This window comes from Mesorhizobium sp. M1312 (assembly GCF_040318115.1).
GTDB lineage: Bacteria > Pseudomonadota > Alphaproteobacteria > Rhizobiales > Rhizobiaceae > Mesorhizobium.
The window spans coordinates 66,478-87,255 of the sequence record NZ_JAMYLQ010000012.1 but is presented as its reverse complement, the minus strand read 5'-3'; the positions used below and the strand labels follow the sequence as shown (position 1 = coordinate 87,255).

Annotated in this window: 23 protein-coding genes; 10 read left to right on the top strand and 13 right to left on the bottom strand. The window is 61.7% G+C overall.

Going from position 1 to position 20,778, the window contains the following annotated elements:
- The first annotated feature begins 106 nt into the window (after positions 1-106).
- On the top strand, positions 107-502 hold the full coding sequence (locus tag NKH36_RS16080) for a hypothetical protein (protein ID WP_352959104.1): 396 nt from the start codon (positions 107-109) through the stop codon (positions 500-502).
- 67 nt (positions 503-569) lie between these two features.
- On the opposite strand, the gene NKH36_RS16075 is transcribed toward NKH36_RS16080, so the two are convergent.
- The 3 genes from NKH36_RS16075 to NKH36_RS16065 form a co-directional block, all read right to left on the bottom strand.
- On the bottom strand, positions 570-2,141 hold the full coding sequence (locus NKH36_RS16075; RefSeq protein ID WP_352959106.1) for a GMC family oxidoreductase: 1,572 nt from the start codon (positions 2,139-2,141) through the stop codon (positions 570-572).
- Positions 2,142-2,188: 47 nt separating this feature from the next.
- Positions 2,189-2,737 carry a gluconate 2-dehydrogenase subunit 3 family protein gene (locus NKH36_RS16070; protein WP_352959108.1) on the bottom strand — a complete coding sequence of 183 codons (549 nt, stop codon included), beginning with the start codon at positions 2,735-2,737 and terminating at the stop codon, positions 2,189-2,191.
- Between the two features lie 79 nt (positions 2,738-2,816).
- Positions 2,817-3,212, bottom strand: a complete 396-nt coding sequence (locus NKH36_RS16065) for a VOC family protein (RefSeq protein ID WP_352959110.1) — start codon at positions 3,210-3,212, stop codon at positions 2,817-2,819.
- Between the two features lie 281 nt (positions 3,213-3,493).
- Here NKH36_RS16065 and NKH36_RS16060 point away from each other — a divergent pair, with 281 nt between their 5' ends.
- Positions 3,494-3,799 (top strand): ribbon-helix-helix domain-containing protein, encoded by a 306-nt coding sequence (locus NKH36_RS16060; RefSeq protein WP_077384009.1) that lies wholly within the window; start codon positions 3,494-3,496, stop codon positions 3,797-3,799.
- On the opposite strand, the gene NKH36_RS16055 is transcribed toward NKH36_RS16060, so the two are convergent.
- A complete protein-coding gene (locus tag NKH36_RS16055; RefSeq protein ID WP_352959112.1) occupies positions 3,796-4,506 on the bottom strand; it encodes a purine-nucleoside phosphorylase in 711 nt (236 codons plus the stop codon). The two genes, NKH36_RS16060 and NKH36_RS16055, sit on opposite strands and share 4 nt — an antisense overlap.
- Before the next feature lie 86 nt (positions 4,507-4,592).
- Positions 4,593-7,163 (bottom strand): cell cycle histidine kinase CckA, encoded by a 2,571-nt coding sequence (gene cckA, locus NKH36_RS16050; protein ID WP_352959114.1) that lies wholly within the window; start codon positions 7,161-7,163, stop codon positions 4,593-4,595.
- 371 nt (positions 7,164-7,534) lie between these two features.
- Here cckA and NKH36_RS16045 point away from each other — a divergent pair, with 371 nt between their 5' ends.
- Positions 7,535-8,278 carry a hypothetical protein gene (locus tag NKH36_RS16045; RefSeq protein WP_352959116.1) on the top strand — a complete coding sequence of 248 codons (744 nt, stop codon included), beginning with the start codon at positions 7,535-7,537 and terminating at the stop codon, positions 8,276-8,278.
- Between the two features lie 100 nt (positions 8,279-8,378).
- Here the strand turns inward: NKH36_RS16045 and dksA are convergent, their stop codons facing one another.
- Positions 8,379-8,795, bottom strand: coding sequence for an RNA polymerase-binding protein DksA (gene dksA / locus NKH36_RS16040; protein ID WP_006202025.1), 417 nt, complete (start codon positions 8,793-8,795; stop codon positions 8,379-8,381).
- A gap of 263 nt (positions 8,796-9,058) precedes the next feature.
- On the opposite strand from dksA, the gene NKH36_RS16035 reads away from it, so the two are divergent.
- The 4 genes from NKH36_RS16035 (at position 9,059) to NKH36_RS16020 (ending at position 12,951) form a co-directional block, all read left to right on the top strand.
- Positions 9,059-9,562, top strand: coding sequence for a SixA phosphatase family protein (locus NKH36_RS16035; RefSeq protein WP_352959118.1), 504 nt, complete (start codon positions 9,059-9,061; stop codon positions 9,560-9,562).
- A gap of 64 nt (positions 9,563-9,626) precedes the next feature.
- Positions 9,627-11,123 (top strand): YcjX family GTP-binding protein, encoded by a 1,497-nt coding sequence (locus NKH36_RS16030; protein ID WP_352959120.1) that lies wholly within the window; start codon positions 9,627-9,629, stop codon positions 11,121-11,123.
- Positions 11,120-12,208: a YcjF family protein gene (locus NKH36_RS16025; RefSeq protein WP_352959122.1), complete on the top strand. Its 1,089-nt coding sequence runs from the start codon at positions 11,120-11,122 to the stop codon at positions 12,206-12,208. The genes NKH36_RS16030 and NKH36_RS16025 overlap by 4 nt, the downstream gene beginning before the upstream one ends.
- A 188-nt stretch (positions 12,209-12,396) precedes the next feature.
- Positions 12,397-12,951, top strand: a complete 555-nt coding sequence (locus NKH36_RS16020) for a hypothetical protein (RefSeq protein ID WP_352959124.1) — start codon at positions 12,397-12,399, stop codon at positions 12,949-12,951.
- A 96-nt stretch (positions 12,952-13,047) separates the two neighbouring features.
- Here the strand turns inward: NKH36_RS16020 and NKH36_RS16015 are convergent, their stop codons facing one another.
- On the bottom strand, positions 13,048-13,302 hold the full coding sequence (locus NKH36_RS16015) for a hypothetical protein (protein ID WP_352959126.1): 255 nt from the start codon (positions 13,300-13,302) through the stop codon (positions 13,048-13,050).
- A 260-nt stretch (positions 13,303-13,562) separates the two neighbouring features.
- Here NKH36_RS16015 and NKH36_RS16010 point away from each other — a divergent pair, with 260 nt between their 5' ends.
- Positions 13,563-15,419: a monovalent cation:proton antiporter-2 (CPA2) family protein gene (locus NKH36_RS16010; protein ID WP_352959128.1), complete on the top strand. Its 1,857-nt coding sequence runs from the start codon at positions 13,563-13,565 to the stop codon at positions 15,417-15,419.
- Positions 15,416-15,964 (top strand): DUF924 family protein, encoded by a 549-nt coding sequence (locus tag NKH36_RS16005; RefSeq protein WP_502912050.1) that lies wholly within the window; start codon positions 15,416-15,418, stop codon positions 15,962-15,964. Before NKH36_RS16010 ends, NKH36_RS16005 begins: the two co-directional genes overlap by 4 nt.
- Positions 15,965-16,013: 49 nt before the next feature.
- Here the strand turns inward: NKH36_RS16005 and folK are convergent, their stop codons facing one another.
- From folK to folP, 3 genes are all read right to left on the bottom strand, one after another.
- Positions 16,014-16,526, bottom strand: coding sequence for a 2-amino-4-hydroxy-6-hydroxymethyldihydropteridine diphosphokinase (gene folK, locus NKH36_RS16000; protein ID WP_352959130.1), 513 nt, complete (start codon positions 16,524-16,526; stop codon positions 16,014-16,016).
- A complete protein-coding gene (folB, locus tag NKH36_RS15995) occupies positions 16,510-16,869 on the bottom strand; it encodes a dihydroneopterin aldolase (RefSeq protein WP_126106424.1) in 360 nt (119 codons plus the stop codon). The genes folK and folB overlap by 17 nt, the downstream gene beginning before the upstream one ends.
- A gap of 114 nt (positions 16,870-16,983) precedes the next feature.
- Entirely contained in the window at positions 16,984-17,826 is an 843-nt protein-coding gene (gene folP, locus NKH36_RS15990; protein WP_352959132.1) for a dihydropteroate synthase, read from the bottom strand.
- Between the two features lie 84 nt (positions 17,827-17,910).
- Between folP and NKH36_RS15985 the strand changes: the two genes are divergently transcribed.
- Entirely contained in the window at positions 17,911-18,528 is a 618-nt protein-coding gene (locus tag NKH36_RS15985; protein ID WP_352959134.1) for a DUF922 domain-containing Zn-dependent protease, read from the top strand.
- A 46-nt stretch (positions 18,529-18,574) separates the two neighbouring features.
- Here NKH36_RS15985 and NKH36_RS15980 read toward each other — a convergent pair whose 3' ends face one another.
- The 3 genes from NKH36_RS15980 to NKH36_RS15970 all read right to left on the bottom strand — a co-directional run bounded on the left by NKH36_RS15980 (position 18,575) and on the right by NKH36_RS15970 (position 20,600).
- The gene (locus NKH36_RS15980) at positions 18,575-19,603 is read right to left on the bottom strand and encodes an NAD(P)/FAD-dependent oxidoreductase (protein ID WP_352963213.1); all 1,029 of its coding nucleotides are present in this window, start codon (positions 19,601-19,603) and stop codon (positions 18,575-18,577) included.
- A 207-nt stretch (positions 19,604-19,810) separates the two neighbouring features.
- Positions 19,811-20,131, bottom strand: a complete 321-nt coding sequence (locus NKH36_RS15975; RefSeq protein WP_006334837.1) for a 2Fe-2S iron-sulfur cluster-binding protein — start codon at positions 20,129-20,131, stop codon at positions 19,811-19,813.
- Positions 20,132-20,231: 100 nt separating this feature from the next.
- The gene (locus NKH36_RS15970) at positions 20,232-20,600 is read right to left on the bottom strand and encodes an Hpt domain-containing protein (protein ID WP_352959137.1); all 369 of its coding nucleotides are present in this window, start codon (positions 20,598-20,600) and stop codon (positions 20,232-20,234) included.
- Positions 20,601-20,778 lie beyond the last annotated feature (178 nt).

Below are 20,778 nucleotides of genomic sequence, written 5' to 3'. Positions count from 1 at the left end.
CCCGCGAATTAATGCACCAGCTTTGAGCAGAACCAGATCAAAGGCGGCGAACCGTTGCAGCGCAGCAGGAAAATGGGGCAAGTTCGATCTTCAAACGAGCGACGTCATGGCCTCCAGGATTTCTTGTATTTTCAGCACCATGCTTCTGGCTGCAGCGAGCGGCAGTGCACGCGCCGAATTCACAGACGGCAAATTGCCGGACGGCACCTATCACTGCGAAGTCTATCTGCTTGGCATGTTCCTCAGCCTTGGCGACATCACCATCAAGGGGAATGTCTATAGCGGCCCGGTGACCTTCGGAACCGCCCGGCAGGGCTACAACTATCAGATGGATGCAAACGGCGAGATCACCTGGTTGGGCCCGTTGGGCGGCTATACGACCGGCGGCAATTCGATCTCGCTCACGCAAGCCACCCTGGACGGTCAGACCAGCCCGTCCTTCGACATCATCATGAAGCAGCCTGACGGCGCCTTCACCGCCTCGACCTGCACAAGGCGTTGAACAGCCGACAAGAAGAGGCGCGAAACCTTGCGAGGTTCCGCGCCAGCAGGCAGTCGGGAGGGTATGGCTAAATGCTCTTGGCCGACATCTGTTCGGCAATATAGGCAGCCTGACGAATCGCCAGCGACACGATCGTCAATGTCGGATTTTCAGCACCGCCGGTGGTGAACTGGCTGCCATCCGACACGAACAGGTTCTTGATGTCGTGCGCCTGGCCATGCTTGTTGACGACGCCGTCGGCCGCCTCCTCGCTCATCCGGTTGGTGCCGAGATTATGGGTCGACGGATAGGGTGGCGTCGGGAAGGTCCGCGTCGCCCCGACCGCCGTGTAGAGCGCCGAGCCCTGCTTGTAGGCGTGGTTACGCATCGCCGTGTCGTTGGCATGGTCGTCGAAATGGACGTCCGCCACCGGCATGCCGTGCTCGTCCTTGATATCGGCATGCAGCCTGATGCGGTTTTCCTCGCGCGGCATGTCCTCGCCGACTATCCACATCCCGGCCATATGGTCGTAGTGGTCGAGCGCCGTGGTAAAGGAACGCCCCCAGCCGCCGGGATTGAGGAAGGCGGCCATGAACGGGAGGCCGAGCGACAGCGTCTCCAGTTCGTAGCCGCCGACGAAGCCGCGCGAAGGATCATTGCGGGCCTCATCGCGGATAATACCGGCCATGGTGGTGCCGCGATACATATGCACCGGCTTGTCGAAAATGCCGTAGACCGAGCCGGTGGTGTGGCGCATGTAGTTCTTGCCGACCTGCCCCGAGGAATTGGCAAGGCCGTCGGGAAACTGGCTCGATGCCGAATTGAGCAGCAGCCGCGGGCTCTCGATCGAATTTCCGGCGACGGCGACGATACGGGCCTTCTGTTCCTGCAGTCTGCCGTCCTTATCGGCATAGATGACGCCAGTCACCTTGCCTGAGGCATCGTGGTTGATCTTGATCGCCATGGCGTTCGGCCTGACCTCAAGATGGCCGGTCGCCTCGCCCTTGGGAATTTCACTGTAGAGCGTCGACCATTTGGCGCCCCATTTGCAGCCCTGGAAGCAGAAGCCGGTCTGCTGGCAGGCATTGCGGTCGTCGCGCGGCTCGGAATTGATTGCCATCCGGCCGGTGTGGCACTCCTTGTAGCCGAGCTTGTCGGCGCCGGCCTTCATCACCTTGAAGTTGTTGTTGCCGGGAAGGCCTGGGATGTTGTTGGTGAGCGTCACACCTAGTTTGTCTTCGGCCTTTGCGTAGTAGGGCTCCAGCTCGGCAAGCGTAATCGGCCAATCGAGCAGGTTCGCGCCTACCATTTTTCCGTAGGTCGAAAGCGTTTTGAATTCGTGCTCCTGAAAGCGCAGCGAGGCGCCCGCCCAGTGCGTGGTCGAGCCGCCGACCGCCTTGACGATCCAAGCCGGCAGGTTTGGGAAATCCTTCGCCACCCGCCAGTCGCCCGAGGTCGTGCGCTTGTCCGTCCAGGCGAGTTGGGCGAATGAATCCCACTCGTCGTTGATGAAATCCTCGTATTCATGGCGGGCGCCCGCCTCCAGGATAACGACATCGATGCCCTTCTGCGCGAGTTCGTTGCCGAGCGTGCCGCCGCCGGCGCCCGAGCCGATGATGACGACCACGCCGTCGTTCTTGAGATCAAATGGTGCTGCCATGGTTTCCTCCCATGATGTCTGTTGTGTACGGTTTGGGACGATGAGGCTCAGAGCCACTCGATGTCGTCGAACCCGCGCGCCATGTAGCCGCCCTTGGAGTAGGACTCGCCCTCGTAGCCGAAGATCGGCCAGACCTCTTTCTGGTTGTAGAGGCCGACGACCAGCCCGCCGCGGACGGCCTGAAAGAATGGCGTGTCCTCGATCTCTCTCAGCACCACAACGCGCTGCTCCTCCCAGCCGAGACCGGTGTAGCCGTCCTTGCCCGACTTCAAGTCGAGCTCGGCAATGCCTTTTTCGATAAGATCTTTGTGGGCGGAGTCTTTGCCGGCCTGCTCGTCATGGGCCTTGACGGCGATTGCGTAATATTTGTCAGGCACCTGGTCGTGCGGGTAGATGTCGCGCGCCATCTGGATCAGGGTTGCCATGGTTTCGGGCTTGAGCGCGGATGTCTCGAGGCCCCATGCATGTTCCGGGCTGATGACGGCACTGCCCGAAATCACCAGCAACGCGCCGACACCGCCGCGCTTCAGAAGCTCGCGGCGCGATAGCCCTGGCTTCCTTTCATGGGCCGGCTTTCTCTCATAAATCGTGACCATTTGTTCCTCCCTTTGCTTGCTGTTCGCACCCGAAGGTGCCTGGCTGGCGCCGCGCTGGCCGGCGCGGCCGTAATGTCTCCTATTTGAACCGGCCCTGACGCTGCAGAACCTCGATCTTGTAGCCGTCGGGATCCTCGATGAAGAAGAAGCGCGCGAGCAGCGCTCCGTCGCGGTTGAACTCGACGATCTTCTTCGGGCTCAGGCCAAGCGCGCCGAGCCGGTCATGTTCGCTGTCCAGATCGGCGACCGAAACCGCGAGATGGCCGTAGCCGTCGCCGAGCGCATAAGGCTCCTGGCGGCTCTTGTTGACGGTGAGCTCGACTTCGAACCCCGCCTCGGCATTGCTCAGATAGACGAGCGTAAAGGTTTCGAAGTCGAGCCGTTCAGCAACATCCAGTCCAAAGGCTTTCCGGTAGAAGTCGACGGACCGGGTCTCGTCCAGAACCCGGATCATGGTGTGGATCGCCTTCGCCAAATGACACTCCGTTGCGGTAAGCGCGATGTGCGCGTCGGCGTGATTATGCGCGGGTTGCGGCAAACGTGGTGGCAGCCGATTACCACGCGCTAATCTAACGACGGGGTGGCAAACCGCCTAAGGACGAAAGTCCGATTGCTGTTTTCCGCTTTCCGGCTGAAGATAATTGGCCGCAATTAGGCACTGCTCAAAGGCGCGAATCGCTGCTGATTGCGCCTAAAGTCAACAAGAATGGCCAAGACGAATAAGAACGGCCCAGACCATAAGAACGGGAGGTAACGATGTGCAGGGTTTTTGCCGGGCAGGATCCGGAGGGCTACCGGCAGATCAATCGATCGATCCGCATCGACGGGCACTCGACGAGCATCCAGCTCGAGGCGACGTTCTGGGCATTGCTCGACGAGATCGCCGACAGCCAAGGTTTAACGACGCCGAAATTCATCTCGAAGCTCTATGACGAGGCCATTGAGATCAATGGCCAGATTCCGAACTTCGCCTCGATGCTGCGCACGACCTGTGCTCTCTATCTGCGCGGCCATCGGCCGGGCATCGAAGAACACACGGCGCCGAAGCGGCAAGCAGCTTAACTTTCGATCGCAACATCGAACGCCAGGCGGGTCATATCGGTGAAAAGCGCCTGGCGTTCGGAATAGTCGGTTTGCTCGCCGGTCACCACATTGTCGACTACAGTCAGGATCGACAGCGCCCGGGCGCCGAAATGCGCGGCGATGCGATAGAGCGCACTGGTCTCCATATCCACGGCCAGCGCGCCGTGGGCCTGCGCTTCGGCGAAGCGATCGCGGCCCTGAGGATGATAGAATATATCGCTGCAGATGGTCAGCCCGGCCTGATGTTCGATGCCGAATTCGGCGGCCCGCGTCAATGCCTGGGCATAAAGCGCCGGATCGGGGCCGGCATCAGCACCATAGAGCCCAAAAACCTGCCCGCTCTCGGCACTTTCACCGCGCACCGACTGCGAGATCACCAGGCTACGCAGTTTAACCGCGGCCGTCAGGGCACCACAGGTACCGGTGCGGATCAGCGTCCTGACGCCATGGAAGTCCAGCAATTCATGCGCGTAGATCAGGAATGACGAGACGCCGATGCCGGTGGACTGGATGCTGACGGGCTTGCCGCGAAACCGGCCGGTGAAACCGAGGGCTTCCCTTCGACGGTTGACGCAGCGCGGCGCCTCCAGAAAGGTTTCCGCCATCCATTCGGCACGCTGAGGGTCGCCCGGCAACAGCACTGTTGCGGCATAATCACCCTTGCCTGCCTCGTTGTGCGGCGTCACGGCATGCTCCCCCAAAACCCGCCGCCCGTTTCGCCCACAATCATGGCAGTCTCACGCCATTTCGCAAGTGCGAGAATTAGTAAGCCCTAAGATTCCAGCACATCCTTGACGATTGTGGCCAGTTGCTTGAGCGAAAACGGCTTCGGCAGGAAACCGAAATGCGCGTCTGCCGGCAGGTTTTTGGCGAACGCATCCTCCGCGTAGCCAGAAACGAAGACGAATTTGATGTCCGGCTGCCGCTTGCGCAATTCGCCAAGCAGCGTCGGCCCATCCATCTCAGGCATCACCACGTCGGAAACGACAATGTCGACCTTGCCGCCGAGCGCCTCGAAGACTTCCAGCGCCTCGACGCCCGAGGACGCTTCGTGGACGGTGTAACCGCGCGACGTCAGCGCCCGCATGCCGCCCATGCGCACGGCATCCTCGTCCTCGACGAGCAGCACCGTGGCCGAACCCGACAAATCCTTGGCAGCGTCGGCGATCTTTGCCGGTGCAGCCGGCGCCTCGCCGGGTTCGCCTGCCGTTCTGGCCTCTGCAATGTAGCGCGGCAGGAAGATGCGGAACACCGATCCCTTGCCGACCTCGGAATCGCAGAAGATGAAGCCGCCTGTCTGCTTGATGATGCCATAGACCATGGACAGGCCGAGGCCGGTGCCCTTGCCGACCTCCTTGGTGGTGAAGAAGGGTTCGAAAATCTTTTTGAGCACTTCGGGGGCGATGCCGCTGCCGGTGTCTTCGACTTCGACCACCACATAGTCGGCCGGCGCAAGTTCGCGGTAGGGAAGGCTCTTGCTCTCCTCTGTCGTCACATTCCGGGTGCGCACGGTGAGGTCGCCGCCGGTCGGCATCGCATCGCGCGCATTGACCGCCAGATTGACCACCACCTGCTCGAACTGCCCGATGTCGACCTTCACCGGCCACAGATCGCGGCCATGATCGACCTTCAGCTTGATGTCGTTGCCGACCAGACGGGCCAGCAGCATCCGCAGATCGGCAAGCACGTCGGTCAGGTTGAGCACCTCCGGCCGCAGCGTCTGCTTGCGCGAGAAGGCCAGAAGCTGCCGCACCAGCGACGCCGCCCGGTTGGCGTTCTGCTTGATGTTCATGATGTCGGGGAAGGACGGGTCGGACGGGCGGTGGTTGGTCAACAAAAGGTCCGACGCCATGATGATGGCGGTCAGTACGTTGTTGAAGTCGTGTGCGATGCCGCCGGCAAGTTGGCCGACCGCCTGCATCTTCTGGCTTTGCGCCATCTGGCCCTCGAGCGCCTTCTGCTCGGTGGTCTCGACGGCGTAGACGATAGCCGATTCTTCGGCGCCCTCGCCGGTGCCGTCGGCAACCGCGTTGACGTAGAAGCGCATGTGCCGTTCTTCATTGCCGGGCAGCAGCGTGTCGATCGGTTCGATGTCGGCCTGCCGTTGTCGCGCTTTTTCGAACGCCGCGGCAAAGGCGAGCCGGTCGCGCTCATGGATCACAGTGTCCAACCGCACGCGCCGATCGACCGCGTCCCCGTCGACGACGGAGGAAAACAATGACAGGAAAGGCGCGTTGGTGCGCAAGATGCGCCCGCTGTTGTCGACCGCCGCTATTGCCATCGGCGTCGAATTGAAGAAGCGGGTGAAGCGGATCTCGGAGGCGCGCAGATCGGCGGAAGCGTCTTCGCCCTGCGTCCGGTTGAGCACGATGGTGCGCGTCGGACCATTGGCACCCTCGCGACTGGCCGAAACCCGATGCATGAAACGCACGGGCAGCGCCTCGCCCTTCACCGTGGTCAGATCGAGATCGATGACCGCATTGCGCGTGGTGCCGGGATCGGCCTTTACCGAGCGGACCAACGCCATGCCGTCGCCGGCGACGATCTCCGAAAGCGTGACTGCACCAGGCGTAAAGCTCGTCAGGTCGATGCCCAGCCACTCCGCAAGCGTGGCGTTGATGTAGGTGACGCGGCCGTCCTGATCGGCCGAAAAGAAGCCTGCCGGCGCATGGTCGAGATGGTCGATGGCCTCCTGCAGATCGAGGAAGAACCGCTCCTGCTCGGCGCGTTCTTCCGAGATGTCGGCGAGTTGCCAGGCGAGCAAGGGCAGCCGCTGGCCCGGGACGCTGAAGGCGCGGGCGCGGACACGATACCAGCGCGCGCCCGGCTCAGCGCCGGGTCGAATGGATTGCGCAAGCCGAAACTCCCCGTCGCCGGGCTGGCCGTCGCGCAGGCCGGAGGCGAGCCGGTATATGGTCACCGAAGCCTCAGGAACATCGGACAGCAACCCTTCCACCGTCTTGAGATCCGCCGCGGACGCCGCGCCCGTCATGTCGGCATAGGCCCGATTGGCGTAGACGACACGACCCTTGGTGTCTGTGACCAGAAGGCCTTGCGACATTGAATCGACGAAGGCTTTCGACAGCTCGTCACTCGTCGAACGCGGTGTAATCTGCACGAAACCGATGGCGGTGGCGAACAGGAAGCCGACGCCGATCATCGCCAGCACGCCAAGCATTCCAAGCAGGAACGGATCGCCTAGACGTTCGCGGAAAAGGCCGAAAACGATCGCAGCGCCCGTCAGGACGACGATGAAGACGATGAGCCGGGTGACCGCGCCCGGTCGCGTGTTCTGGTCGACGATCGGTACCGGATAGAAATCGCCGCGCGCTTCCTTGGCCATGTGCCCCCTGCTCGTGAATTCCGGTACTGCCCCTGCCCGGTTGAATCACATTCTCAGGGCCCGGAAAAGGCCTTGGCGGCAAATGTTCGCTAAAAATGACACCCGTTCGGCGCCTGGTGCGGTGAATCCGAAATTCCTATCGCTGTGGTGCAACGCGGACCGAATTTCGGGTCATCACACCAGCAACTTGCCGAAGAATCCAGCGTAGTGGATTTGAAGTTCCGGAATGCTGACGCCCCCAATTGGCAGGGACTTCAAATCCACCACATTGGCGTTTCAAGCTGTTCAAGAGGCGCGAAAGGCGACTTGCAGTGGCGTGCCGCAACAGTCTAGTGTCGCGTCTTCTTCGAAAGCCGATATTGGGGGCACCAATGCTGCAGTGGCTGGATAGTGTGGCGGGTCCTGGTTATGCCGCGGCAATCCTGTGGACGTTTGTCGCGCTTGTCCTTGTGGTCATCATTCTCCTCATCATCAAGCTGGTCCGCAATCTGACCTTCGGAACATTCGTTGCCGGCGGCAGGAACCGCAAGACGCGCCTGGCCGTCATGGACGCCACCGCAGTCGACAGTCACCGCCGGTTGGTGCTGGTGCGCCGCGACGATATCGAGCACCTGCTGCTGATCGGCGGCCCGACCGACGTCGTCGTCGAACGCGACATCAGGCTGTCGGCGCTGCGCCGTCCTGCACTGACCGGAGATGGCGGCGGCCATCAGCCGGCACCGCGGCCGCGCGCGCCTCAGCCGGCTCCTGCGCCAATGATGCAAGCACCGCCTCCGCAGCCGGTAAGCGCGGCCCCGACGCCTGTCCGGCACCATCAGACGGCGCCAGCGCCGTCGCCGAAGCCAGCGCAAAGCCATCAATCGGCGACCATCACCCCGCTGCCCGCCTACGGACCGGCGAACGCCAGTGCCTTTCGACACGCGCCATCGCCGGCAAGACAGGATTCCCCGGCAAAGCAGGATTCTATTGACGATACGCTGATGAGGGAGCTCGAGGTCTCGTTTGATGACCCGCACCCCGCCAAGCCGGAGAGCAAGCCGGCGGCAAAGGCGCCGTCGTCTCTCGATGACGAGATGACGAAGCTTCTCGGCGAGCTTTCCAGCCAGAAAAGATAACCGGCCAGAAACCGGGCCGGCGAACAGCTAACAAAAAATGGCCGGAGACCGGTCATGAGAATATTCGCTATTGTTGCTTTTTAGGCGCTTCGCCTGTGCTTCAGTCGTCGCGATAGACCTTCTCGCGGCGCTCGTGGCGCTCCTGCGCCTCGATCGACAAGGTCGCGATCGGACGCGCATCGAGCCGCTTCAGCGCGATGGGCTCGCCGGTTTCCTCACAATAACCGTAAGTGCCTTCATCAATGCGCTGAAGCGCGGAATCGATCTTTGAAATGAGTTTTCGCTGGCGATCGCGGGCGCGAAGTTCGATGGCGCGGTCAGTTTCCGAAGAGGCGCGATCAGCGAGATCGGGGTGGTTGGCGTTTTCCTGCTGCAGGATTTCGAGAGTTTCGCGCGCTTCGCGCAGTATGTCGTTCTTCCAGGTGACGAGCTTCAGGCGAAAGTAGGATTTCTGCCGTTCGTTCATGAACGGCTCGTCTTCGGAGGGTACGTAATCGGCAGTAACGATGTCGTTCATTCGACTCACCCAACAGCCCCAATTTTGGCGCCTATATATTCGCGGACCGAATGCTGCACAAGCGTAATCGACGACAGTTTCACGCAATTGTTAATGTCGGGCAAAACGGTATCGGCCGCATCATTCGCATGAAGGGCGCGAGCGAATTCGCGTATGATTTGTTGGGTTTGAAAGGTGCTGGCCATTGTGCATAAGGCCTTTCTCATGGCTAATCCTGCAGCGCCTTTTGACGAGTTTCGGTGTTTGGCACAAGCGAGGGGCCGGTGAGCAAGCTTTATCTGTTGAGGCATGCCAAGGCCGGATGGGCCCTGCCCGGCATGCGCGATTTCGATCGTCCGCTCGAAGCATCCGGCCTCGCCGACGCCGAAACGATGGGTGCGGCCATGCGGGCCCGCAGCTACGTTCCGGACCTCACCCTTTGCTCCAACGCAAAGCGAGCGCGCCAGACGCTGGAAGGTCTGGCCGGTCACACCGATACAGGCCGGGTCCTATTCCTGGACACGCTCTACAGCGAGGATGCCGCCGGCTATCTCAACCTCATCCGCGGCAATGGCGGGCCCGGCTCGCTGCTCATCGTCGGCCACAACCCGATGACGGAAGATATCACTATCGCGCTTTCGGGCGACGGCGATGAGGCTGCGAGGGCAATGCTGAACCACGGCTTCCCGACCTCCGGCCTTGCGGTCGTCCGCTTTCCAGGCAGTCTTGCCAACGCCGCGCAGGGCACCGGCTATCTCGAAGCCTTCGTGACGCCGGTTGATCTCTGACGCCGTTTCAAATCCAGGTGGCAGCGTCTATATCGGAGCGTACCGAAGCCCCGAGAGAACCGATTTGGCATCATCGCTGACCACTTTCACCGACGAGGCGAAGATTGCCCTGGATACGCTGTCGGGGCGCGCTACAGGGCTTTTTTCACCGTCACTGCGGCTGGGGGTGACTGGCCTTTCCCGCGCAGGCAAGACAGTGTTCATCTCAGCCCTTGTCCACAATCTGATCCATGGCGGGCGCTTGCCGCTGTTCGCGGCGCAGAAATCGGGACGCATCGCCCGTGCCTTCCTCGAAGAGCAACCGGATGACGCCGTACCGCGATTCCAGTACGAGGATCACGTCGCGGCCCTGGTCAACGACCGCCTGTGGCCGGATTCGACACGTGCCATTTCCGAGCTGAGGCTCACCATCGAATATGAATCGGCCTCCGGCTGGAGCCGCATGTTTTCATCAGGCAGATTGTCGGTCGATATCGTCGACTATCCCGGGGAATGGCTGCTCGACCTGCCGCTGCTCGGCAAATCCTACGCTGATTTCTCACGCGAAGCGTTCGAGATCGCCGTGCTGCCGGTGCGCGCCGACCTTTCGCAGGAATGGCGCGCGCTCTCCGCCGCAGTCGACCCGAATGCGGACGCCGACGAGATGACCGCGCGAGGCCTCGCCGAGAGCTTCGCCGCTTATCTCAAGGCATGCAAGCTCGACGAGCGGGCGCTTTCAACCCTGCCACCCGGCCGGTTCCTGATGCCTGGCGATCTTGAGGGCTCGCCGGCGCTGACCTTCGCGCCCTTGCCGGGCCTGAGTGAGCCGCGGGCGCGTTCCGGGTCGCTTCAGGCGATGATGGAGCGGCGCTACGAGGCCTACAAGACATATGTCGTAAAGCCGTTCTTCCGGGAGCACATCACGCGCCTCGACCGTCAGATCGTGGTGATAGACGCCCTGCAGGCCTTGAACGCAGGCCCAGGCGCGATGGCCGATCTCGAACGTGCGGTGACCGAAATCCTCGCCTGTTTTCGCCCCGGCCGCGGCAATTTCCTGACCGACTTTTTTTCCAGGCGCATCGACCGCATATTGGTGGCGGCGACGAAGGCGGACCATCTGCACCACGAAAGCCACGACCGGCTGCAGGCGATCGTGCGGCGGCTTGCCGACCGTGCCGTGGCGCGGGCGAATTTCACCGGCGCCGATGTCGACGTGGTTGCCCTGGCGGCGGTGCGCGCGACCCGGGAAGGCACGGTCAAGCAAGGCCGTGAGACGCTGCCGGTCATCATTGGCACCCCGCTGAAAGGTGAAAAGATCAACGGCGAAACATTTGATGGAAGAACCGAAACAGCCATATTTCCCGGTGATTTACCGGAGAAAATTGATGCGGTATTCGATGTCTCTGGACCAGACCATCGGCAAAGCCCAGACCATCGACAAAGTAATGATGACCCGGCGATCCGCTTCGTGCGCTTTCGCCCGCCAAAGCTCGAACGCACGGCTGAAGGCGTCACGTTGTCGCTGCCGCATATCAGGCTCGACCGCGCCCTGCAGTTCCTGATCGGAGATCATCTGGCATGACCGCGCCCCGCAAGCCGGCGGCATTTCGCATCGAGCCGGAAGCCCCGCCAAAAGAACGCGCAGCTTTGCGCCAGCCCGACGCTCCATCGGTCAGAAAGCCGCGCACCGTGAAGGCTGATCTTGCCGTCGTCACTCCGGCGGAAATCGATGTTTTCGACGAGCCGGATATTATCGCCGCCGAACCGCCGCCGGCGACCGCGCCGCGGAAGCGTTCGATATCAGGTAGCTTGTTGTTCGGCGCATTGGGCGTTCTGGTTTCGCTGGCCCTCGGCCTTTGGACCGATCAGCTGATTCGCGATCTGTTCGCGCGCGCCGAATGGCTGGGCTGGCTGGCCGCCGGGATGGCCGTGATCGCGCTGCTCGCGCTTCTGGTCATCCTTGCCCGCGAGTTCCTGGCGATCGCCCGCCTCGCCGAGGTCGAAAAGCTGCAGAAGCGGGCGCTCGACGCCATTGCCCGCGACGATCCGAAAGCCGCTCGCGCGGTGGTCGACGAACTCTCGGCCTTCGTCGCGGCCAAGCCCGAAACCGCGGCCGGCAGACGCGCGCTGGCTGATTTGCGCGACGAGATCATTGACGGTGGCAATCTGGTGCGCCTGGCCGAGGCCGAAATCCTCGGCCCGCTCGATGAGCGCGCCAAGGTGATGATCCTCGAAGCGGCGAAGCGTGTGTCGCTGGTGACGGCGGTCAGCCCTCGCGCTCTGGTCGACGTCGCCTATGTCGTATTCGAAGCGGGGCGGCTGATTCGCCGGCTGTCGGAACTTTATGGCGGCCGGCCGGGCACGCTGGGGTTCTTCCGCCTGGCGCGCAGCGTTCTCGCTCATCTGGCAGTGACCGGCTCGATCGCCGTCGGCGACAGTTTCGTGCAGCAGATCGTCGGCCATGGCCTCGCCGCCCGGCTCTCGGCCAAGCTTGGCGAAGGTGTCGTCAACGGCATGATGACGGCGCGCATCGGCATTGCTGCGATGGAGACAGCAAGGCCCCTGCCCTTCAGCGCCACGAGACGGCCCGGCATGGGTGATTTCCTGTCCGCTCTGACATCGTTCGCAACCAAAAAGCAGAAGGAAACATCCGCTTCCGACACGTGACACCTGCTCCAGCGCAATATGTGCTATGCTGGGCACCCAAGGGACGCTGCAGCACGTTGATTTTTGCGCATGAACCCCAGCGCAATCCGATTCCTCGGTGCCATGCGCTAGCGGTGACGAAGCATTAACCAATCTTGTTCATGGTCGGACGGGTTCCAAACCAGTCTCTTTGTTGCCGGGTGTCGTCGATGAAAAGCGTGATCTTGTCCAGTGTCCTGCCGATGGCGGTTGTGGTTTCAACAACTGCCGGCCTGGCCGAAAAGACCTTTGCAGCAGAACGGGACAAGAAGTTCTTTCAATCGGTGGAAGGCGAATGGGTCGGCCCGGGGGAAATCGTCGCCGGCAAATACAAGGGCACGAAATTCACCTGCAATTTCACCGGCTCGACACCTGACGGCAAGATCGGCATGTCGCTCGACGGCGGTTGCCGGGTCGGCATGTTCACCCAGCAGATGTCGGCGACGATCCAGCACAAGGGCCGCGAGGGCTACAAGGGCAGCTTCATGGGCGGTGCCGCCGGTTCCGGCCTCGACATTATCGGCGGCAACGTGGTCAGCGCCAACAAGGTCGTCTTCACCATCAACCGCAACCAGTTGCGTGGCGTCATGCAGGCTCTTGTCGCCAACGACAATTCGATGACGGTGACTGTCGCGGTGCGCGTCGACCAGCAATTGGTGCCGGTCATTGGCATGAAGCTGAAGCGCGTCGATACGGTCGAAGTCGGCTCGATCGCCCCGAACTGAGCAACCTTTTGCACGTCCGATAGGCGGCGCTCAAGTCTAGTTGCAAAAAAGCGGCAGCCACGGCCACCGCTTCTTTTGCAAAACTCAAATCGATTCTCAGGCCTTGATGGCGGCAGTCAGCTCGTCATAGGCCTTGCAGGCCTCGTCGGCCGTCGTCGTGCCTTGAAACTTGGTCGTGACCGCCTGGACCTTGGCGGTGAGATCGGCTGCCTTGGCCGGATCTCTGGTAATTGCCTCCTGAAGGGCTGCAGTCATGTCCTGAGCCTTCTTGGTCAGCATTTCGGTCGTGCAGTCCGGCGCCTTCGAGCAGGCTGAGCCGGCAAGTGCCGCGATGCCAACGGCAACAAGCAAAAGTATCTTTATGTCAGTTGTCTCCCTCAAAAAAGGCGGCCGACTTGATCGTCGTCCGCCCTTCACGGCCAAAGCCGCGCGTCCTTAGCGCCCGATTGCTGCAACACGCAACGCAGCGGGTGCATAAATTGTGGAGCGCGCCTGCAACACTGCCGCACCAGTTTCCGGATTCGGACTGTTCGATTTCTGCCGAAGCCCCTATCTTGGCCGCTCGATGCTGCGCACATGCAGCGGTCCTTGAAAAGAACGGAACGGCAGGCATGGCGGCAGAGGCAGGGGGCAGCGATCTGATCCACGTGGTGGCGCTGCTCGCCGCAGGTGTTGTCGCCGTGCCGATCTTCAAGCGCATGGGGCTTGGTTCCATCCTCGGCTATCTGGCGGCCGGCGTGGTCATCGGCCCGTTCGGCATCGGCATTTTTTCCGAATCGGAAGCCATTCTTCACGTCGCCGAGCTCGGCGTCGTCATGTTCCTGTTCATCATCGGGCTGGAGATGCAGCCGTCACGGTTGTGGGGCCTCAGGCGAGAAATCTTTGGCCTTGGGGCATTGCAGGTCGGCGTGTGCGCGCTGTTGCTGACCGGAGTCGGACTGGCGGGAGGTTTTCCGGTCTCGCAATCCTTCGTCGCCGGCGCCGGTTTCGTGCTGACCTCGACTGCGATCGTCATGCAGCTTCTGGAAGAACGCGGTGAGATCGCGGCGCCCAAAGGCCAGCGCATCGTCTCCATCCTGCTGCTCGAGGACCTGGCGATCGTGCCGCTGCTGGCCCTGATCGCCTTCCTGGCGCCGGGCGGCACCGATATGAGCTATGCGCAGCGGCTGACGGAGGTGGGAATCGGCCTTGCCGCCATCGTCGGGCTGGTGCTGGCCGGGCGTTATCTGCTCAATCCGTTCTTCCGCATCCTGGCGGACGCCCGCGCCCGCGAAGTGATGACCGCAGCCGCCCTTCTGGTCGTTCTGGGGTCGGCGCTTGCCATGCAGCTCAGCGGCCTGTCGATGGCGATGGGCGCTTTCCTGGCCGGCGTGCTGTTGTCGGAATCCACCTTTCGCCATCAGCTGGAGGCCGATGTCGAACCATTTCGGGGTGTGCTGCTCGGGCTGTTCTTCCTTGCTGTCGGCATGTCGCTCGACCTGCATGTGGTCGTCGAAAACTGGCGGATTGTCGTCATCTACGTCGTCGCCTACATGGTAATAAAGGCGATCGGCATCTATCTCGTCGCCCGCATCCTCAAGACCGGTCACCGGGAAGCGCTCGAGCGTGCCGTCTTCATGGCGCAAGGCGGCGAATTCGCCTTCGTTCTCTATTCCGCCGCCGCGGCGGTCGGCATCATCGACAGCCAGGCTAACGCGACCCTGACGGCGATCGTGATCATCTCCATGGTGCTGACACCGCTGGCCATTCTGGCATTGCGGTATCTGACGCCGCGCGACGAGCAGTCGCTCGAAGGCGTTGACATCGCCGATGGCCTTACCGGCAGCGTGCTGATCATCGGCTTCGGCCGCTTCGGCCAGATCGCCAGCCAACCGCTGCTGTTGCGCGGGATCGATGTATCGATCATCGACAATGAGGTCGAGATGATCCAGGCGGCGGCCGATTTCGGTTTCAAGGTCTATTATGGCGACGGCACGCGGCTGGACATTCTGCGTGCCGCAGGCGCCGGCCGCGCGCGCGCCGTGTTGATCTGCGTCGACAAGCCCGATGTCGCCGTCCGCATCGCAAAGCTCATCAAGGCGGAGTTCCCCCTGCTGACCGTGCTGGCACGCGCTTTCGACCGCGGAACCGCACTGCAGTTGATACGTGCCGACGTCGATTTCCAGATTCGCGAAACCTTCGAATCAGCGCTTGTCTTCGGCGGCTCCACGCTGGAAGCGCTGGGCGTCGACCCGGAGGAAGTCGCCGAGGTGATCGAGGATGTCCGCCATCGCGATGCCGCCCGTTTCGAGCTGCAGCTCGCCGAAGGCGTTCGCGCCGGAGCGCGCTTCCTCAAGGGCAATATCGGCACGCCGATTCCGACGCCGCTCAGCCAGCCGCGCCGCACCGGTCAGGCGCTCAATGAAGAAACCGCCGGCGTTCTGCATAAATCCGAGCCTGCGGATTTAACACCTGGAGCAAACAGATGATCGAACTGGACGAGCCCGCGCTCTCCGTCACCAAATTCTGGCGTGACGCTGGAGAGGATGCATGGTTCGAGAAGAAGGACGTCTTCGATGCGGAGTTCCGCAACCGGTTTCTCGACCTGCACTACGCTGCCGCGCGGCGTGAATGCGACGACTGGTCGGAGCATGCCGAAGGCTCACTGGCGCTGATGATCCTGCTCGACCAGTTCCCGCGAAACTGCTTTCGCGGCACCGGCCATATGTATGCCACTGACCCGCTGGCAAGGCATTTTGCCGAAAAGGCGATCGCCGCCGGCCAGGATCTGGCGCTTGACGAAGGCCTGCGCGCCTTCCTCTATTTGCCGTATGAGCATTCGGAGCATCTCGCCGACCAGCTCAAATCGATGGACCTCTTTACCGCCAAAGCCCAATCCTATCTGAAATATGCGGTCGAGCACCTGGAGATCATTCAGCGCTTCGGCCGCTTTCCGCATCGAAACAGGATGCTTGGCCGCGAAACGACGCCGGAGGAACAGGTGTTCCTCGACGGGGGCGGATTTTCCGGCTGAGATCAATGCATCGGAGCCAAAAGTGGTAAAGAGATTATGGTCCGATGCTTTAGGTCAGCCACCAATCCCGACCGGACGACAATTGCTCGATGCCGCCGCTGTCGAGAGCGGCAAGCCGCTCCGCCACGCTTCTGCCGTCGACGGTGAGGTCAGGCGCGATCTCGGCCAGCGGCGCCAGAACGAAGGCGCGCTCCAGCATGCGCGGATGCGGCACTTCCAGCCCGGTTTCGTGGATGATCCGATCGCCGAACACCAGAATGTCGATGTCGATCAGGCGTGGACCCCAGCGCTCCTCGCGCACCCGCTTCAGCCTGCGCTCGACGTCGAGACAGAGATCGAGCAATGCATGTGGTGCGAGCACGGTCGAAATTTCGGCAGCCGCATTGAGAAAATCCGGCTGGTCGAGCTTGCCCCAGGGCGGCGTGCGGTAAAGCGAGGAGACGACAACGACGCGCGTGTTCTCGTCGGCGTCCAGCATGCGCAGCGCCGCGCCCATCGACCTTGCCGGGTCGCCGAGATTGCCCCCAACGCTGAGGTAGACCGTGTTATTCTGGCCAGACAACGGTCACCTCTACGTGATCGAGCACACCGGGCACCGGCGCGTTCGGCTTGCGCACAGTAATCTCGGCCTTTTTGATCTGGGGAAACCGGGCCGTTAGCGCCCGGGCCACCTCCAGCGCCAGCGCTTCTATCAGAAAACGCCTTTCCCCGGTTATGATCCTTTCGATCACCCCGAATGCGACACCATAGTGAACGGTATCCTCGATGGAATCGTCGACCAGCGCGCGGCCGGGTTCGACGGTGAGCGCAGCGTCGACATAGAAACGCTGGCCGAGCGTCTCCTCCTCATCCAGCACGCCGTGCCGGGCGAAGAAGGCGCAGTTCTTCATGCGGATGACATACATCGCTCAGCGTCCCGCTGGAATAGAGCAACGTGCGTCCAGTTGGACGCACAAGCTACACTCTAACGCTTTAAATCTACGCATCCTGCTTTCCGAAATCGATTCTGATTTTCGAACCTATGCGGTGGTTTCACGCGCTAGCATAGCATCGGCAAGCGCCAACGCATCCACATTGATTGCGACATCATGGACGCGAAAAAGCTGCGCGCCCTTGAGCCTCAGTATGACGCTCGTCGCCGCTGTTCCGGCGCCTCTTGCCGAGGCGTCGCGGCCGGTAACGGCGCCGATGAAGCGCTTTCGCGATGTGCCGGCCATCAGCGGAAAGCCCAACGCATTGAGCTCGGTAAACCGTGCCATCAGGTCGAGGTTTTCCTCCGCTGTTTCCTTGGCGAAGCCAAAGCCTGGATCGAGCACGATTTGCTCGTCGGTAACGCCGCTTCCTCGGGCGATCTCGAGGGACTTCCTGAGGAAGAAAAACTGATCCTGGATCACGTCGGGCAGTTTTTGCCTGTCACGCCCGGTGTGCATGATGACAAGCCCGGCGCCGGTTTCGGCCGCGACCAGCGCGATGCCTGGTTCGCGTTGCAGGCCCCAGACATCGTTGACGATATGGGCGCCGGCGGCGACGGCAAGCCGGGCGGTATCCTCGCGATAGGTGTCGACCGAAATCAGCGTCTCGCCAAGCCCGGCGAGCGCCTCGATGACAGGCAGCACGCGAGCCCGCTCTTCCTCGATGGCAACCGGGGATGCTCCGGGGCGTGTCGATTCGCCACCGACGTCAATGACGGAGGCCCCCTCTTCCACCATCCGGCGCGCCTGGGCGATCGCCTGTTCGGGCGCTAAGAACAGCCCGCCGTCGGAAAAACTGTCCGGCGTGATATTGAGGATACCGACGATCACCGCGTTGCCGCCGAGGTCGAGATGGCGTCCATGCGCCAGCTGCCATCGCCCTGTCGTCATTGTCGATCAACCATGTGTGATCCGCCAAAGATCAATTCCGTTGCGCCGGCAACGGCCGTAGCGCAAGGTAGGCAAAGAGGCAACATGATGAAACGATCACTGGTTTGCGCCCTGATGCTCGCTTTTTCCGCCCTGCCGGCGGGCACGGCGAGTTTGGTAAAGACATATAGCTATTTCAGCATCGGCGGCAGAACGCTCGATGATATCGGATCCCAGCTTACGAAACTTGGACCTCAGGTGAAAAGCACCGGGATGCGGCATCCAGGCGCCACGCAAATGGCGTTCACCACCCGCGTCAGCTATGCGGAAAAATCGAATTCCTGCGCGATTGCCGACGCCGACGTCACCCTCAAGGTCAAGGTGATCCTTCCCGAGTGGCGCCGCTCGCGCAAGGCTGATGCGGGCGTAAGGCTGTTTTGGGACACATTGTCCGCCGACATCAAGCGCCATGAGGACCGCCATGTCGAGATCGCCAAGAACCATGCCCGCGACCTCGAGGATGCGCTGAAGGCGACCTATCCACAGAAGACCTGCCAGGAGGCCAAGGCCAAGGCCGCGGAAATCGCCGCCGCTATTCTTGCCAAGCACGACCGGGCCCAGATGCAATTCGATCGCGTCGAAACCATCAATTTCGAAAGCCGCATCCTGCGGCTGCTGCGCTATCGCATGGAGCGCATCGAGAACGGCCGGCTGCCGGGTTAGCTTAGGCCAAATGGTAAGGTCGATTCTCGCGGAGTAGGAATGGGCATCAGCCGGCGACGCCGAGCTTCTTCTGCAGGCTGGTCGACGACGTCGTATACTGAAATACGATGCGCTCGCCGGGGCTGACGAGGCGCTTGGCCGCCTGCGCCATCAGGGCGACCTCATGAAAGCCCGACAGGATCAGCTTCAGCTTGCCGGGGTACCAGTTGATGTCGCCGACGGCGAAAATGCCCGGTACCGATGTCTGAAATTTCTCGGTGTCGACCGGGATCATGTTCTCGTGAAGATTGAGCCCCCACTCGGCGATCGGTCCTAGCTTCATGGTCAGGCCGAAGAACGGCAGCATCCGCGTGCACGGCACCTCGATATCGCCGCTGGGGCCTTTGATGGTCGCGGAGGAAAGCTGGCCGTCGGCGCCGGTCAGTCCCGTCACCTGCCCGACCTGGAAATCCAGCTCCTTCATCTCCTGCATGGCGTACATCTTGTTGACGCTGTCGGGTGCTGCGCGGAACTCCGGCCGCCGGTGGACCAGCGTCACGCTTTTGGCCACCGGCTGCAGGTTCAGCGTCCAGTCGAGCGCCGAATCGCCGCCGCCGACGATGACGAGGTCGTGGCCGCGGAATTCCTCCATCCGGCGAACCGAGTAGAAGACGCTCTTGCCCTCATAAAGCTCGATGCCCGGGATCGGCGGCCGCTTCGGTTGGAACGAACCGCCGCCGGCGGCGATAACCACAACCTTGGCTTCAAACACCTCGTTCTCGTCGGTGATGACGCGAAAGCTGCCGTCCTCGAGCTTTTCGAGGCTTGAGACCATGCGGTTGAAGGTGAAGTCGGGCTTGAACGGCGCGATCTGCTCAAGCAGCCTGTCGACCAGGCCCTGCGCCGAGATCGATGGCTGGCCGGGAATGTCGTAGATCGGCTTTTCAGGATAGAGTTCGGCGCATTGCCCACCGGGCCGATCGAGTATGTCGATCAGATGGCATTTCATGTCGAAGAGGCCGAGCTCGAACACGGCGAACAGGCCGACAGGTCCTGCCCCGACAATCAATACGTCCGTCCTGGTGATATCGGTCATGAATGCCCCTTCAATCCGCACGACTCCGAAAATCGAAATCGATTTTCGCTGGGGATCATGCGCCAAATCACGGTGCTACAGCGTCTCTTGCGCGCCCAAGAGGACGCGCGGCGCTGTAGAGAACGGCGCGACACTGCATGACCATTGGCCCGCTGCCAAGCCGGAGCCGCAAAAATCGGCTATATCTAGCGCTTCAGCCTTCACGCTTCAGCCCTGGCGGGCGGGCACGCGCACAACTAGGCCGTCGAGAGCATCGCGCACCTTGATCTGACAGGAGAGCCGTGAGTTCGGCTGGACGTCGTAGGCGAAGTCCAGCATGTCCTCTTCCATCGCTTCCGGCTCGCCGACTTCCGCCGTCCATGCCTCGTCGACATAGACGTGGCAGGTCGCGCAGGCGCAGGCGCCACCGCACTCGGCCTCGATCCCCGGCACTGCGTTGCGGATCGCGTTCTCCATGACGGTCGAGCCATTTTCGGCATCCACGTCAAAATGTGTGCCGTCATGGGCGATGAAGGTCAGCTTGGTCATTTGTCACCTGAAGGGAGTTCCAGCCGAGATAATCACTCCAGCAGACAAGTCAACTGCCGCGCGAAAGCGGCGTTCTGTGCCGTTTTTTTCGGAAATCGGTTTAACGGCTGATGGCGGCGACGAAATCGCGGACTTCTTCGATCAGGGAGCCAAGCCGCTTGAGTGTATTGGTATCTTCAGGTTGAAGTTCGATCGCGCTGGCGCAATCGGCGATAGCGAAGGCGCCGACGCCGCGCGCCGAACCTTTCAGCCCGTGCGCCAGAAGCAGTCTCTGCCCCACATCGGCGTCGACGATCCTGTCGCGAACGGACAGCGCCTGCTGCACGAACAGCGCCAGCACCTCCTGTTCGAGGCTGCGGTCGCCCATCGTCTGACGCGCCAGATGCGCCAGGTCCACCGGTCGCGACCCGGCCGTTCCCGACACATCGCCGCCGGGCATCGAGAAGGCAATGCCGTTTTCGCCACGCATGAATCTGCAACTCCGTTCTTCGACTGTCGCGAAAAAATAGGCCTTTCCTGTGGACGCCGGGTTAATGATTGGCCCGGAAAAATGTTGCGATAACGGCGTCGGAATCACAGTTTCGTTAACCTTATATTTAAAGTTTTACGTATCACGCCGAATGCATGTTTTCTTTACCCCGGTGTGT